At 72.7% G+C, this 13,359-nt stretch carries 12 protein-coding genes; 11 read left to right on the top strand and 1 reads right to left on the bottom strand.

The window, feature by feature from the left end; all coding sequences use genetic code 11:
• The first annotated feature begins 132 nt into the window (after positions 1-132).
• The 9 genes from ABD126_RS29085 (at position 133) to ABD126_RS29045 (ending at position 8,488) form a co-directional block, all read left to right on the top strand.
• A complete protein-coding gene (locus ABD126_RS29085) occupies positions 133-1,119 on the top strand; it encodes an Acg family FMN-binding oxidoreductase (protein WP_343937167.1) in 987 nt (328 codons plus the stop codon).
• Positions 1,120-1,236: 117 nt separating this feature from the next.
• Positions 1,237-1,446, top strand: coding sequence for a DUF2933 domain-containing protein (locus tag ABD126_RS29080; protein ID WP_343937166.1), 210 nt, complete (start codon positions 1,237-1,239; stop codon positions 1,444-1,446).
• A 4-nt stretch (positions 1,447-1,450) separates the two neighbouring features.
• Entirely contained in the window at positions 1,451-1,897 is a 447-nt protein-coding gene (locus ABD126_RS29075) for a hypothetical protein (protein ID WP_343937165.1), read from the top strand.
• A 5-nt stretch (positions 1,898-1,902) separates the two neighbouring features.
• Complete coding sequence (locus ABD126_RS29070; protein ID WP_343937164.1) at positions 1,903-2,322, top strand: hypothetical protein; 420 nt, start codon at positions 1,903-1,905, stop codon at positions 2,320-2,322.
• Positions 2,319-2,972, top strand: a complete 654-nt coding sequence (locus ABD126_RS29065; RefSeq protein ID WP_343937163.1) for an ABC transporter ATP-binding protein — start codon at positions 2,319-2,321, stop codon at positions 2,970-2,972. Before ABD126_RS29070 ends, ABD126_RS29065 begins: the two co-directional genes overlap by 4 nt.
• On the top strand, positions 2,969-4,453 hold the full coding sequence (locus tag ABD126_RS29060) for a hypothetical protein (RefSeq protein ID WP_343937162.1): 1,485 nt from the start codon (positions 2,969-2,971) through the stop codon (positions 4,451-4,453). Before ABD126_RS29065 ends, ABD126_RS29060 begins: the two co-directional genes overlap by 4 nt.
• A complete protein-coding gene (locus ABD126_RS29055; protein WP_343937161.1) occupies positions 4,450-5,880 on the top strand; it encodes a multicopper oxidase family protein in 1,431 nt (476 codons plus the stop codon). The genes ABD126_RS29060 and ABD126_RS29055 overlap by 4 nt, the downstream gene beginning before the upstream one ends.
• Before the next feature lie 230 nt (positions 5,881-6,110).
• Positions 6,111-7,382, top strand: coding sequence for a hypothetical protein (locus tag ABD126_RS29050; protein ID WP_343937160.1), 1,272 nt, complete (start codon positions 6,111-6,113; stop codon positions 7,380-7,382).
• 140 nt (positions 7,383-7,522) lie between these two features.
• Positions 7,523-8,488 (top strand): hypothetical protein, encoded by a 966-nt coding sequence (locus ABD126_RS29045; RefSeq protein ID WP_343937159.1) that lies wholly within the window; start codon positions 7,523-7,525, stop codon positions 8,486-8,488.
• On the opposite strand, the gene ABD126_RS29040 is transcribed toward ABD126_RS29045, so the two are convergent.
• Positions 8,457-9,116 carry a hypothetical protein gene (locus ABD126_RS29040; protein WP_343937158.1) on the bottom strand — a complete coding sequence of 220 codons (660 nt, stop codon included), beginning with the start codon at positions 9,114-9,116 and terminating at the stop codon, positions 8,457-8,459. The two genes, ABD126_RS29045 and ABD126_RS29040, sit on opposite strands and share 32 nt — an antisense overlap.
• A gap of 403 nt (positions 9,117-9,519) precedes the next feature.
• On the opposite strand from ABD126_RS29040, the gene ABD126_RS29035 reads away from it, so the two are divergent.
• Both ABD126_RS29035 and ABD126_RS29030 read left to right on the top strand, forming a co-directional pair.
• On the top strand, positions 9,520-10,083 hold the full coding sequence (locus tag ABD126_RS29035; protein WP_343937157.1) for a sigma-70 family RNA polymerase sigma factor: 564 nt from the start codon (positions 9,520-9,522) through the stop codon (positions 10,081-10,083).
• A gap of 102 nt (positions 10,084-10,185) precedes the next feature.
• Positions 10,186-13,263: an NACHT domain-containing protein gene (locus ABD126_RS29030; RefSeq protein ID WP_343937156.1), complete on the top strand. Its 3,078-nt coding sequence runs from the start codon at positions 10,186-10,188 to the stop codon at positions 13,261-13,263.
• Positions 13,264-13,359 lie beyond the last annotated feature (96 nt).

The raw sequence follows: 13,359 nt of genomic DNA, 5'->3' as shown, positions 1-13,359 counted from the left end.
GGAGCGTTGTGCTGTCCGGGTCTCGCGGTCCGACCCTGTGCGGACGGGACCTTCGCCCGTGTGCCCGGTGCGGTGCGCGGGGCGAGAGTGGAGGCAGAGACAGGGAACGATTGATGTCGACGGGGTGGCACCATGCACGGTTTGAGCGGCGCGTTGGGGTTGGACGGCGACCAGGTGGGCGAGGTCCTCGCGCTGGCGGCGTTGGCCCCGTCGGTCCACAACACCCAGCCGTGGCGGTTCCGGGTCCGACCCGACCGGATCGAGCTGCACGCCGACCCGACCCGTCGACTGCCCGCCACCGACCCGCAGGACCGCGAGCTGCGCCTGGCGTGCGGCGCCGCGTTGTTCAACCTGCGGCTGGGACTGCGCGCCCACGGCATCCGTCCCCTGGTCACCCTCATGCCCGGCGCCGACGCGCCCGGAGCGCTGGCCACCGTCCGCGCGGGCGGTCACCGCGACCTCGACGACGAGGTGCGGAGCCTGATCGCGGCGGTGCCCATCCGGCGGACCAACCGCAAACCCTTCCGCGACGTCCCGGTGCCCCTGGCCCACCGCCACGCCCTGGCCCGCGCCGCCGAACGCGAGCGTTGCTGGCTGCACCTGCTGCCCGACCACGTCGAACGCGGCCGGTTGCAGGGCCTGGTCGCCAAGGCGCACCGCATGCAGAACGAGAACCCGGCCGTGCGCGCCGAACTCGGCGACTGGACCGGCCCCCGGTCAGTGGACGGCGTCCCGCCCGCCTCGGCGGGCATCCGCCCCGCGCTCCAGGACGAGTGGTCGATGCGCGACTTCCAGGCGGCGGAACGAGTTCCGGGCAAGGACTACGAATCCGACCCGCTGGTCGCGGTGCTCTGCTCGTTCGTGGCCGGCGAGTTCGCCGAACTCCAAGCGGGACAGGCACTTCAACGCGTCCTGCTCACCGCCACCGACCTCGGCCTGTCCGCGTCCTTCATGTCGCAGGCCATCGAGGTGCCGTCCGTGCGCGAGGAACTACGCCGCGACCTGGGCGGCACGATCTTCCCGCAAACGGTGTTGCGCATCGGCTTCGGCTCCCCCGTCCCCCCGACCCCCCGCCGCCCGGTCACCGACCTCCTCATGGAACCGGCCCACACCGCCTGAGGACAGGCCGGGGCACCGGGAGGACGGACCGAACTACTAAGCCGCATAGGACTTTGTGCCCTGTGCCCGCCGGGCCGCCGGGACGACCCTGGGAGCGACTCGGAAGGAGGGGACGCCATGAAGCGTCAACACCTGCCGCTCTACGCGATCGCGTTGGCGATCCTGGTCGTGGGCCTGGCGTTCGCCGGGGTGCCGGCGCAGACGATCCTGATCGGGCTGCTCGTGCTGGCCTGCCCGTTGATGATGCTGGTCATGATGACCGGCCACGGCGGCATGACCGGCCACGGCGGTTCGGGCACGACGGACGAACACGCCAAGAGGCGGTGACGGCATGGGCGTGAGCACGAACGCCGTCCGGGCCGGGGTCCTCGCCGCCGCCGCGCTCGGCCTGTTCTACGCCTCGGTGGTCGGCGGCGTCGGCGGCATCGACCACCTCGGGCGGCAGACCGTCGAGGACTGGCCGTGGCTGGCGCTGATCCTCGCCGGGTTCGGCGCCCAGGTCGGGCTGTTCGTCGAGCTGCGCCGCCGCCGGCGGTCGCACGAGGCGGCGATGAAGGCCGCCACGGGCGGCGGGGCCGGGGCCTCCGCGGTCGGGATGGTGGCCTGCTGCGCGCACCACGTCGCCGACCTCGCCCCGGTCATCGGCGTCTCCGGGGTCGCGGTGTTCCTGACCGACTACCGGGTCCCGGTCATGGTCGCCGGGATCGCGGTCAACGCGGTGGGCGTGGTCCTCGCCGCGCGCCGGCTCCGGCGCACGCCCGCGCCGGCGGGGTGGTGAGACCGGTGGTCCACACTTCCCGGCGGGTCGCGGCGGTGGTCGCGGTGGTCGCGGTGGTCGCCGTCGGGCTGGTCGCCTGGTCGCTGTCGCGGTCCGACGACACCTCCGCGCTGCCGACCCGCACCGTGCGGGCGGGCGAGGTCGAGGTCACCCTGACCCCGCTCACGCTGGACACCTCCGGCGCGGTGTTCCGGGTCGCGCTGGACACCCACACCGTCCCGCTGGACCTCGACGTCGCCGCCTCCGCCCGACTGCGCGTGAACGGCACCACCGCCGACGGCGCGAGCTGGGACGGGCCCGGCCCCGGCGGCCACCACCGCGAGGGCACGGTGCGCTTCACCACGCCCGTCCCGGCCGGCGCGGCGGTCGAACTGCGCATCACCGGCCTGCCCGCCGACGCCGCCGCCTCGTGGACCGCGCCATGACGACCCTGGTGTCCACCGAGCCGGTGCTGCGGGCGTCGGGCATCGAGAAGAGCTACCGGCGCGGCGTCTGGCCGGCCCGGCGCACCGTTCCGGTGCTGCGCGGGGCGGACCTGGCGCTGCGCGCCGGCGAGGTGGTCGGCCTGGTCGGCGAGAACGGCTCGGGCAAGTCCACCCTGATGAAGGTCCTGGTCGGCGCGCTGCGGCCGGACGCGGGCAGCGTCACCGTCCACGGCCGGCTCGGGCACTGCCCGCAGGAGCCGGTCGTCTATGAGCGCCTGACCTGCGACGAGCACTTCGAGCTGTTCGGCCGCGCCTACCGCATGACCGTCGACGCCGAGCGCGCGGCACGCCGCGACCTGTACCGCGCGCTGGGCTTCGAGCGCTACACCGGCACCCGCGCCGACCGGCTCTCCGGCGGCACCCTCGCCAAGCTCAACCTCGGCCTCGCGCTGCTGGCCGACCCGGACGTGCTGCTGCTGGACGAGCCCTACGCCGGGTTCGACTGGGACACCTACCTCCGCTTCTGGGACCTCGTCGCGCACCGCCGGGCAGCCGGCCGCGCGGTGCTGGTCATCAGCCACTTCGTCGCCGACGAGGAGCGCTTCGACCGCGTCGTCGCGCTGCGCGACGGCCGGACGGCCCCGCGATGACCAGCCACGCGGAACCGTTGCGCGACACCGGGTCGCTGGTGCGCCGCTTCCTCGACGACTACCGCCGCAACCCGGTCAACCCGCTGGTCCTGGTCGTCGTGCCGGTCGTGTTCGTGGTCGTCGCCGCGGGACCCATGGCCGACGCGGCGGCACTGCTGGGCGGGACCGGGTGGTCGGTGGAGACCGCGACCGCGGGCTGGGCGGCCGGGTTCCTGTCCGCCACGGCCATGTACTTCCAGACCCGCGCCGCGCGGGCCGCCGACCGCCGCCTGGTCCTGGCCGGCCTGCCCGCCCCGACGCTGGTGGCCGCCCGGCTGCTCACCGGACTCGCGCTGGCGGCGCTCGCGTCCGCCGCCGCGCTGGTCGCGCTGGCCGCCCGCGCCGGGATCGACGCGCCCGGCCGCGTCGTCGCGGGCACGGCGATGTCCGCGGTGGTCTACCTGGCGATCGGCGCGCTGGTCGGCGTCGTGGCGCGCAACCCGGTGAACGGCACGGTCGTGGTCCTGTTCGTCTGGATCGCGGACGTGTTCTTCGGTCCCGCCCTGGGTTCTCCCGACCGCCTGGCGACGCGGGGCCTGCCCACGCACTTCGTCACGCTGTGGACGGTCGACCTGCCCTCGCGGCACGGCGGCCGGCCCGGCGACCTCGGCTGGGCCCTGACGTGGACCGTCGCGGCCCTGGCGCTGGCCGTGCTCGTCGTCACCGCCACCACCCGCACCGCCCGACCCGGCCGGCCGCCGACCCAGGTCGGGACCGGTCTGCGGACGGGGCTGCGCGACTACGGCCGCAACCCCGTGCTGTGGGCGCTGCTGGTCGTCGTGCCGGTGGTGTTCATCTGGCTGTCCAAGGTCGTCACGCCCGGCGAGACCACCTCGCTGTCCCTGCTCGAACACGGGCGGCCCGTCACGCCCGCGTTCTGGCTGCCCGACGTCCACGCCGGCACCATGACCCCGATCGCGATCACCTCGCTGGCGGCGCTCGCCGGGCTGTTCGTCGTGCTCGACGCCCGCACCGGCGACCACCGCCTGATCCTGGCCGGGTTCGGCGTCCCCGCGCTGCTGACCGCCCGGCTCGGCGTGATCGCCGCCGCCGTGCTGCTGACCACCACGGCCTCGATCGCCGTGACGGCGGCGGTGTTCGACGCCCGCCAGTGGGGCGTGTTCGTCGGCGCGAACCTGTTGCTGGCCGCGATCTACGCGTTGGTCGGCGTGTGCCTGGGACCGGTCTTCGGGCGGGTCGGCGGGGTGCTGATCGCCTTCCTGGTCCCGTTCCTCGACCTGGGCATCGGCCAAAGCCCCATGCTGCGCGCCGAACCGCCCGCCTGGGCCCGCTTCCTCCCCGGCCACGGGCCCTACCGCGTCCTGCTCGACGGTGGCCTCACCGACGGCTTCGACACCGCCGCGCCGCTGCTGCTGGGCGTCGGCTGGTTGCTGGCGCTCGGCGTGCTCGCCACCCGGTTGTTCCGGAGGACCGCGTCATGAGCCCGTTCACCCGCCGCACGTTCCTCAGCGCCACCGCCGCCGGTGTGCTGGCGGCGTGCACGTCGAGCAACGGCTTGGTGCTGCCCACCGACCCCCGGGTGGGGCAGGTGGAAGCGCAGCGCCGCGGCACCGGCCGCACCCGGTCGATCACGCTGACCGCCCGCGCCGGGCCGGTCGACCTCGGCGGCCCGGTCGTGGACACCTGGACCTACGACGGAACCGTGCCCGGACCCGAACTCCGGGTCACCGCCGGGGACGTGGTCGAGGCGACGCTGGTCAACGACCTGCCCGCGGACACGTCCGTCCACTGGCACGGCCTCGCGCTGCGCAACGACATGGACGGCACACCCCACCTCACCCAGGCCCCGATCACGCCCGGCACCACGTTCACCTACCGGTTCACCGCGCCGACGCCGGGGACGTACTGGTTCCACCCGCACACCGGCACCCAACTCGACCGCGGCCTGTACGCGCCGCTGGTCGTGGAAGACCCGGGCGAAGCCGCCGACCACGACGCCGAGTGGGTGGTCGTGCTCGACGACTGGATCGACGGCACCGGCACCACACCGGACCGGGTCTTCGCCGAGCTGCGCCGGCGCGGCGGGCACCCCGTGCACGGCGCCTCCAGTCCGCTGCTGGGCGGCGACGCCGGGGATGTGGCCCACCCGCACCACCTGATCAACGGACGAGTGCCCACCGCGCCCGTGACCTTCGCCGCGAAACCCGGCGAGCGCGTGCGGATCCGGTTGATCAACGCGGGCTCCGACACCGCCTACCGGGTCGCGCTGGGCGGTCACCGCCTGACCGTCACCCACACCGACGGCTTCCCGGTCGTGCCGGTGGGAACGGACGCCCTGCTGATCGGCATGGGCGAGCGCTACGACGTGCTGGTCACCCTGGCGGACGGCGTGTTCCCGTTGGTGGCGCTGGCCGAGGGCAAGAACGCCACCGCGTTCGCCCTGGTCCGCACCGGCGGCGGTGACGCACCCGGTCCCCGCGTCCGACCCCGGGAGTTGACCGGCACCATCGTCGGCTACCCGGACCTGCACAGCACCGACGCCGTTGCCCTGCCCCGCAAGGCACCCGACGTCGTGCACCGCCTGGCACTCACCGGCGGCATGATGGGCTACGACTGGGGCATCAACGGCCGCGCCGGCCACCTGGCCGACCCCGTGCGGGTCCGGGAAGGCCAACGGGTCAGGATCGAGTTCGTCAACACCACCATGATGTGGCACCCCATGCACATCCACGGCCACACACCCCAACTGGGGCCCACCGGCCCACGCAAGGACACCGCCATCGTCCTCCCCGGCCGCACCCTCGGCTGCGACTTCACCGCCGACAACCCGGGCCGCTGGATGATCCACTGCCACAACGCCTACCACGCCGAATCCGGCATGGCCACCGCCCTGGGCTACGACGCATGACCACACGTCCGTCACCTCGCCCGGAGCACGGCTCCCGCGCCGGACGCCACCGACTTCGGCTCGTCCGCCCGCTCAACCACCCGACGGAGCGGAATCGAGTCCGGAACGCCGCCCCACCGGGTCGGGCGACGCGCCGACCCGATCCGAAGATGCACAGTGGTGGGGTGCGAAAGGGCGCCCTCGCAACCGATGCGCCACTCCGTGTCGCTTCGCGGCGGTGGGTGGAGGCCGTGCTGTCGTTCAGTATCGCCCTTGCCGTCCTCACCGCTGTGGCGCCCGCGTCGATGGCAGTGGCAGGCAGCGCGGGCATGCCCGCGCCGGCGGAGACCACTTCACGAGAGGCCTTCGTGTCCGCACAGGACGCGCCCGTTCCGGAAGTCGTGTTCGTCTCCGCGCCGACCAAACTCAACGACGGCCAGTCCGGGAAGGCGGTCGTGCACATCACGAACCGAACTCCCGATGCCTACCGGAACGTCGTCATCACCGCGCTCGACGACGACGACATCGACATCAGCCCTCCGGACGGCGGCCCCGGCACCCGGTTCACGCCCTGCCCCGCCGACGCGGCGACCAGCGGTCGACCCGTCCTGGCGTGCCTGGACCTGTTGCCGCCACGCACATCCGTGCTGCTGGACGTCCGCGTTCGGGCGCACCCGCAGGTGCGCACCGGAAAGCAGAGCATCGGGGTCGTCATGGAGTGCGGCAGGGTGGCGGCCGGCGGCGAACCGGAGACACCTTCCACCTTCGTGGGCGTCCGGGACGTCGAACTCGCCGTGTTCGGGGTGGACGCCATCTCGCCGTTCGGGGTGGGCACCCTGTTCGTGCTGCCCGGCCTCGTCGCGGTGCTGCTGTTCCTGCTCCTTGTCCGCGTCTACCCGAGGACGTCGAGCCTGCCCGAGACCCTCGACATCAAGGATCTGCGCATCCTTCCGGTCGTCGTTCCACCCGCGGCGCTGGTGTACCTGACCGTTTTCCTGGTCTTCGGGCGCAACCTCACGGAAAGAGTCGGCACATCCGACGTCGCCGTGTTGTTCGGGCTCGGCATGGCGCTGGGCATCGTCGTGTGGTTGGTCGTTGTCTTCTCCTGGTACCGAGCGATCGGTCGAAGGAGGTTCAAGACCGGGGACCGGCCCGTGAAGGTGCTGGAAAGGCTGTGCGCGACCAAGGGGGCGACGCTCAAGCTGCCCCGTTTCACGATCGACCAGGACTACTATTTCCACCTCGCCCCAGGACCCGAGGGCAAAGTGCTGGCCACCCCACAACTGCGTTACGAATTCTCGGCCCAGGGCGACAGCGAACAGGAGCGCAAGGCGCGCATCCAGTTCTTCGACGCGGTCGACAACGACGACATCGCGCTCGTGCTGCACGCGGTGCGAACGGGGACGGTGACGATCAGCGCGGACGGCCCGGGGCACGTCGTCGCCGTCGACCCCGGTCCCGCCGACGCCGGCAGCCGGGAAAAAGCACCGCTGCTCACGGAACGGGAGGATGATCCGGAATGAAACGCGGGCCGCCCCGATGGGACGGCCCGCGTCGGCTCAACGCCCGGTTCGCCAACAGAACGCCGAACAATCGACGCTCACGGCCATGAACCAATCACTTCGACCGTAACACGGAGGCGGTAGTGCTGCAAGGTGTCCGAATGACCGTCGGTCGAACCTGGCGGTTCACCAGCGGCCCCTCCGCTGCTTCGACCCACGACCGCAGCGGTTACCGCAACCGGATCAACCAGCTTCGCCAGGCGGCGCCGGACGTCGATTTCGGCCTTCCCTGGCCCGAATACCGGAGCTGGTTCTGGACCTACATGTTGAACGGCGATTACCGGCGCAGCCGCTCGCACAACCTGGTCGCCGCCCTCCTGCCGCTGACGCGGCGCGGATCGCTGCCCGGCACGCCCGAGACGTGCTTCGAGATCGGCTACGAAGCACTCCTGCACCCGTTCGCCCTGACCACGCTGGTGCACCTCCAGCTCACCGACACCACGTCCTGGTCGAATCCCGGCGAAGCCTACGAGCGGCTGCACGCGACGCTGTGCGGTCCGCTGGTCGCCGGCGGCCAGGTGCGCGACGGGCTGCCGCGCGCGTGGCTGACGAACCTGCCCGCCACCGACCTGAGCGGCGACCCGCTCGACTTCCGGGAGGCGGGTCGGTTCACCCTCGTTTCCGGGCTCCACCAGGCGGTGGCCGATCCCGACGCGCTCGCCGCGCACTTGACGCCGCTGTTCGACGGCACCACCGCGCGGCGGACCGAGCGCCTGCGAACCGACCGCAGCGCCCTGAGCGCGACCGGCGACAACATCGGGTTCGTGCTGCCGCACGACCTCCCGCGCGCCGGTCAGCGAGCGCGGTGCCTCCACCAGAACTACGCCACCATGCTGGGGTACGTGCAGAACCTCGCCACGCTCACCCAGACCGCGGCCGTCGCGGCCGGCCAGTGGTGGTTCCAGCAGCGCGCCGCGATCATCCTCAACCACCTGTGCCGGCGCGAGAAGCTGCCGGAGACGGGGAGCATCTACCAGTCACGGCTGCCCGAGCTGTGGATCCGCCACCGCGGCATCACGGGGGCCATCGACCGGCTCACCCCGCCATCGGTGCCCGCGCTGGCCTGAGGCCTTGGTACTCGCTCATCCGACCACCCGTGCCGTACGCCCGAACCAGCGACAGCATGTGAACGATCGTCAGGAACGGCACCGCGGCGGTCGGGATCAGCACCAGCGGCAAGTGGGCCATGGGTGCGGTCAGGACCGTGCCGTCCGCCAGGACCCCGCTGGCGCCCACGTCGTGCATCGCCCCCAGCGTCACCGCGACCACGAAGTCCAGCACCCCGAACACCGTCCACGCCAGGAACCACCCGCGACCCCGGTCCAGCCGCCTGGCCACGAACGGCGCGGCGAGGCCGACCACCAAGTCACCGATGCCCGCCGGCAACGCGAACCCGGCTGGCAACAACCCCACGGCGTAATAGGCCAGGAACACGAATCCGGCCACCCGCCAGCCCTGCATCACCACCAACAGCGTGAGGTCCAGCGACCGCGCCCAGGCCCGGAAACGGCCCGAGGACAACAACGCCAGCCCCACCACGAGCACGGGCACGCCGGCGGCCAACGCCACCCGGATCGGTGGCGACCCCACCGACCGCTCGAACACCCCCGCCGCGGCGCCCACGGCGGCCAGCGCCACCCACGCCAGCCCGACCAGTGGCAGCACCACCGCGCCCCGGCCCCGAACATCGGACATGCCGCCCCCAGGTCATCCCGGACCGATCACCACGACGAACCAGCTATACCGCAGCACCGGTCCGCCCAGGACCTCCCGGACTGCGGCATCGGTCGCGCGGGGGCCGGACGGGTGATGTCTGGCCGACGGGATAACGGCGCGTACAGGGGGCGCGACACGTCGGGAGTACGCATCACCCGATCGAGAGAGGAAACATGACGGCACGAAAACTCTTACCGGTAGCCGCGTTGGTCCTGGGAACGTGCTCCTGGGCGCCGCACGCGGCTGCCGAGACCACGCGGCGACACCGGTGGCGGGCGCATCTATGCCGTCGCCTAGTCCACCACAACCCATAAGACGCAGAGCGGGTCACCCGGTGCACGTGCACCTGGCTACCCGACCCGACCACAGCCGGGAGGGGCTGGTGGAGGTCGAAGAGTGTGTGGTGTCGCGTGCGGTGGCCGGGGATCGAGGTGCGGTGGAGCAGGTGTTGGCGGCGGCGCGTCCGCTGGTGTCGCGGTACTGCCGAGGCCGGTTGCCGTGGCTGGACGCCGCGTCGGTGGAGGACGTGGTCCAGGAGGCGTTGATCGGGGTCTTACTCGTGCTGCCCTCGTTCCGGGCACGGGGCGAGAACTCGTTCGTGCGCCTGGTCTACGGCGTCGCGTCCCGCAAGGTGGTGGACGCGATCCGCAGGTCCGTCCGGGACCGCGCGGACCTCGCCGCCGAACCGCCCGAGGTCGTCGATCCCGATCCGACACCCGAACAGCACCTGCTGCGACGTGAGCGGGCCGAGCGGGTGGCGGAACTGTTGCGGCTGCTGCCCGAGGCCAAACGGGAGCTGCTGGTGCTGCGCGTGGCCGTCGGGCTGTCGGCGGAGGACACGGCGCGGGCGTTGGGCATGAGCGCGGGCTCGGTGCGCGTGGCACAGCACCGCGCGCTCCAAGTCCTGCGCGAACACCTGCGCCGCGACCGCGCACCCGCCCCCTGACCCGTCCGTGGCCCCCACCGGCCACTGTGCGTAACGGCCGTTGTGCGCGGCACGATTCCCCATCACAGCCGCAGATCAACCGGAAACGACAGGGAGCCCGGCGTGGCATGGCGCCCTTCCACCGCCACCGTCACGGTGGTCACCATCGCCGTCGCGCTGGTGGGCAACCTGGCGACCAACAGCGTGTCGGTGGACAAGGAGTGGACGTGGTGGTCCACGGCCGTGTGGTCGGCGGTCGCCGTGCTCAGCGTCGTGGCCGTGGGCGTCGAGATCCGCCGCCAGCGGATCGGTGAACGCCCCGTCGTGCCGGGGTCCGGGCCGGACCTGCACGCGGTCGCGGACCGGCTGGCGGCGGTGGTGCGCAAGCAGTGGCGGGACGAGATCACCCGGAGGTCCCTGAACGACCCGTACCCGTTGCCCGTCGGTTGGGAACCGGCTCCCGCGGGCCTCGTCGCGGACTGGGCGGACATCACCCGTCTGGCCACGCGTGGCGCGGGGTGGCCGCGCGTCGGGACCGCGACGTCGTGGGCCGGCTCGGCGGACGACCTGGCCGGCCACGACGACGCCCTGGTGGACGTGTGGCGCAAGGTGCCCACCGGCAGGCTGGTCGTGTTGGGCGACCCCGGCGCGGGCAAGACGATGCTGCTGGCCCGCTTCGTGGTCGACCTGCTCGGGGCGACCACGCGGACGCCGGGCGACCCGGTCCCGGTGCTGGTGTCCATCGCGTCGTGGAACCCCCGGGAGAAGCACCTGCGGGACTGGTTGGCCGAACGCCTGGCCATCGACCACCCCGCCCTCGACCACGAGGACGCCACCGGGCGGTCGCTGTTCAAGGCGCTGCTCGACGAGAACCTGATCTTCATGGTGCTGGACGGGCTGGACGAGGTGCCGGAAGCGCTCAGGGGCCTGGCGCTCGCCGACATCAACAAGGCGCTGGCCGGCGGGCAGCCGCTGCTCATCAGCAGCCGCACCGACGCCTACCGCGCCGCGACCCGCCCGACCGGCGGGGCCGAGATCACCCTGACCGGCGCCGCGGGCGTCCACCTGCTCCCGCTGGACAGCGACGACGTCCTGGCCTACCTGCGCAGCAGCGCGGGAGGGCCCGTCGGCGAACGGCGGTGGAGCCGGGTCGCGGAGTCCGTGCGGGCGGGCGGGGTCCTCGCGGACGTCCTCGTGACGCCGTTGATGGCCACGTTGGCGCGCACCGTCTACAACGCCGCGCCGGGAGGCGCGGTGGGCGGCCTCCCCCACCCGGACCGGCTGCTCACCCTGCCGGACCGGACGAGCGTCGAACAACACCTGTTCGACGGGTTCATCCCCGCCGCCTACCGCGGTCACGCCACCAGGCGTTCGCGCTGGCGAGCCGAGGACGCCGTGAAATGGCTGCGGTACCTCGCCCACCACCTGGAGCACGACCGCCGCGGTTCACCGAACCTGACCTGGTGGCACCTGCACCTGCGCACCGCCCCGCGCAAGCCCTCTTCCACGTTCGCCATCGCGGTCTGCGCCGCGCTGGCGGTGGTAGCGGGCTTGGCCGCCGGGGCGCTCTACTCCGCCGCGTACTCGCCCGGTGTGCTCTGGCACCTGGCCCCGGTCGTCATCACCTCCGTCGTGCTCGTGTTCGGCACCGTGCTGTGGCTGACCGGCCGGTTCGGCGCGGCGGTCGCCTCCGGCATCGTGGTGGCCATCAGCAGCGGGCTGGCCATCGACCTCGGCGGCGACCTGCTCGCGCACCAGTCGTTCACCCAGCCGACCCTCCTGATCGGCGTCGGCATCGCCGCCGGCCTCGTCTACCCGCTGCGACCCGACCCGCCCACCACTCGCAAGGCCGGCGTGGTGACGGCCGGCGCCACGCTCGTCGTGTGCCTCGCGCTCTACCTCATCCCCATGACGTTCCCGCTCGCGTTGTTGAAAGCGTTCATCGACAGCGTCCTGACGGGTCTGCTCGTCCTGGTCGTGACAACCCTGGCCAAGGGTCATGACGAGCGCCCGATCCGGTTCTCCGCGTTGGGCCCCTTGCTGCTGGTGGCCGTCACGCTGATCGCCCTCGGCGTCTGGACCTCCCTCACGGAACCCTCCACAGTGGCCTCGACGCTGTTCTGGCTCGGCGCCAAGCAGGGCGTGAGCGTCATGGTGATCGTTGTGGTGCTCATCCTGATCGGCAAGGCCTCCGGGCCTCATCGGCCGCCGTCAGGGGTTCGGCCGGCGACCGCCGGGGTGGTCATCGTGGCGGTGGCCGCGGGGCAGACGACGGCCACCGGCGACCTCGCGGACGGTCTCGTGGCGGCGGTGTCGACCGGACTGGTCCTGGTGCTCGTGCTGGTCCCGTTCCGACGGGGTCCGGCCGGGTGGCGCGTCGGGACGCCGACCGACCTCCGGGACTGGCTCACGACCCCCAAACTGGCCGGGCTGGGCTTCGGGTTCGTCCACGGCGTCTACTACTTCCCGCTGTACGGGCTGGCCGTCGGGTTGGCGGTCGCGCTGGCCGTCGAACTGGTGACCCGCCACCTCGCTCCGGGGAACCCGGCCCAGGGACTGCGGTTGACGCGCCGGGGGTTCGTGCTGGGGACCGTGGTGTGCGTCGTGCTCAGCGTGCTGCTGGTCACCAGGGGGCTCGCGCTGGCCGACGCGGGGTTGATGGGCGCGATCGTGGGGCTGGCGGTCGGCCTGGCCTACGGCATGGACGCTCCCCACCGGATCACCCCGGTCCGGTCGCCGCGGCAAGTGCTCGCGGGCGACCGGACGGCGTTCCTGGTCTCGACGGCGGCGATCACGATCGCGGCCACCGTGGCGGTCGGGTTCGTGGCGGGCATGGGCAGGGACTTCCACCTGGCCAGCGCCCTCATCGGCGGACTGCTCTACGGCACGACCACCGGGGCGTTGGTCGCCTTCAGCCGGACCCAATGGCTGCACTACACCGTCAACAGGCTCACCCTCGCCGCACGAGGACACCTCCCCTGGGCGCTCATGACGTTCCTCGCCGACGCGCACACCGTGCACGGCGTCCTGCGCCAGGACGGAGCGTCCTACCAGTTCCGGCACATCGACCTGCAACGCCGACTCGCCGCCACCCACCGGTCGGCTGCGACAACGGCCCGAAGCGAGGTTCAGCCGACGACACGGGCCGTGCGGCGACGACCACAGGACTCGGGGGAGCCGCTCCGGCGGTCGGGCCGCTGAACTGCCGGTGCCGTCGGCCCGTGCGGAGGCGTCCCGGGACGTCGGGCCCGGCGGATCGGGGACCTTCGACCGAGGCGGCGGCGCGGGGCCGGATGG

Source organism: Saccharothrix mutabilis subsp. mutabilis (genome assembly GCF_039521145.1).
Taxonomy (GTDB): domain Bacteria; phylum Actinomycetota; class Actinomycetes; order Mycobacteriales; family Pseudonocardiaceae; genus Actinosynnema; species Actinosynnema mutabilis.
The sequence above is the reverse complement of the archived record's forward strand: the minus strand, read 5'-3'. Positions and strand labels throughout refer to the sequence as shown.